This window comes from Thauera aminoaromatica S2, from assembly GCF_000310185.1.
GTDB lineage: Bacteria > Pseudomonadota > Gammaproteobacteria > Burkholderiales > Rhodocyclaceae > Thauera > Thauera aminoaromatica.
The window spans coordinates 1-1,631 of sequence record NZ_AMXD01000272.1 but is presented as its reverse complement, the minus strand read 5'-3'; the positions used below and the strand labels follow the sequence as shown (position 1 = coordinate 1,631).

The window sequence follows — 1,631 nt, the reverse complement described above, 5'->3', positions numbered from 1 at the left end:
TTCTGAGCATCCCATCCGCGCGTCCCGCACGCCCGGCGTTCCGGAAGAAACGACTATGGCTTACAAGGAGAACGGCAGCGCCGCGATGACCGACACGTCATTGGTGCGAGCTCGCGGCGTTAGAGGACGCTGTGGAGCGAGCCCGACTCTGAGCATGGTCCGGGAATCGTCGGCGACAGTGGTGAGCACAGCGATGTGCATCCCGTTTGAGAGATCGAGTCGAAATCGACGCTTCCCTTGGCGCTGCCGTTCTTGGACGAGGATGGAGCAGATGATGGCGATGCGCAAGCGGACAGACACGGTGTTCCCGAACGCGGCGGGGATCGATGTGGGTGCTTCGAGCCACTGGGTGGCGGTGCCGCCCGACGCGGCAGAGGAGTCGGTGCGCGAGTTCGGCGTCATGACGGACGATCTGCGCGCCTTGGCCGACTGGTTGCTGGCGTGCAAGGTGGAGATCGTCGCCTTGGAGTCGACCGGCGTGTACTGGATCCCGCTGTTCGAGATCCTGGAGCAGCGCGGACTGCAGGTCTGGCTGGTCGATGCGCGACAGATGAAGTACGTGCCCGGCCGCAAGAGTGATGTGCAGGATTGTCAGTGGCTGCAGCGTTTGATGAGCTACGGGCTGCTGCGCGCAGCATGGCGACCTGCCGGAGAGGTCTGTGAGCTACGGGCGATTGCCCGGCTGCGCGAGACCTTGCTCGCCGAGCAGGCCAGTTGGGTGCAGCGCATGCAAAAAGCCTTGGTGCAGATGAATATTCAACTCACCGAGGTGCTCACCGACGTGATGGGGATGAGCGGTCAGGCGATCATCCGTGACATCGTCGCCGGCGAGCGCAACCCTGAAGTGCTGGCGCGTCACCGTCACCGGCGGGTCAAGGCCAGCACCGAGGAGGTCATCCGTGCGCTGACCGGGAACTGGCGCCAGGAGCATCTGTTCGTGCTGGGTCAGGCACTGTCGATGTACGACGACATCGCCCGTCACCTGCGCGAATGCGACGCCCAGATGCAGGTGCTGCTCGGGCAGCGGGCGCAGTGCGCGATCAACGTTGGCGCGGTGCCTCGAGCCGGCAGCAAGGCGCGCGCTGCCTTCGATGTCCGGCAGATGCTCGCCAATTGGGCAGGGGTCGATCTGACGCGGATCAACGGGCTCGAGGTGAGCTCGGTGATGAAGATCCTGACCGAGATCGGACCCGACCTCTCCCGCTTTGCCAACGTGAAGCACTTCTGCTCGTGGCTGGGGCTGTGCCCAGGGACCAAGGTCAGCGGTGGCAAGGTGCTCTCGGCCGGTACCAAGCGTTCGGCCAACCGCGTGCGCCAGGCCCTGAAGATGGCCGCGATGACGCTATCGCACAGCAACTCCGCCCTCGGAGCGTTCTATCGGCGCCTTTGCAGCCGGATGGACAAACCCAAGGCGAACACCGCAACGGCGCATAAGCTCGCGCGCATGGTGTATTTCATGCTCACCCGCGGCGAGGCCTTCGTCGACCAGGGGCAGCAGCGATACGAAGAACTGCAACGCGAGCGCAGCATCGCTGCACTCAAACGCCGAGCCACCGCGCTCGGGTTCCAGATCAACCCCATCGGGGCAGCCGCATGAAAACCGCCCCGGCTAGTTTTGTTTCTTGAGAGAA

General features: G+C 64.1%; 1 protein-coding gene. It reads left to right on the top strand.

Going from position 1 to position 1,631, the window contains the following annotated elements; genetic code table 11:
* Window positions 1–274: 274 nt before the first annotated feature.
* The gene (locus C665_RS19485; RefSeq protein WP_040828183.1) at window positions 275–1,597 is read left to right on the top strand and encodes an IS110 family RNA-guided transposase; all 1,323 of its coding nucleotides are present in this window, start codon (window positions 275–277) and stop codon (window positions 1,595–1,597) included.
* Window positions 1,598–1,631 lie beyond the last annotated feature (34 nt).

Excerpts from the sequence above, each read along its gene's own strand:
- C665_RS19485 (WP_040828183.1), top strand. The coding sequence starts at position 275 with ATGGCGATGCGCAAGCGGACAGACACGGTGTTCCCGAACGCGGCGGGG.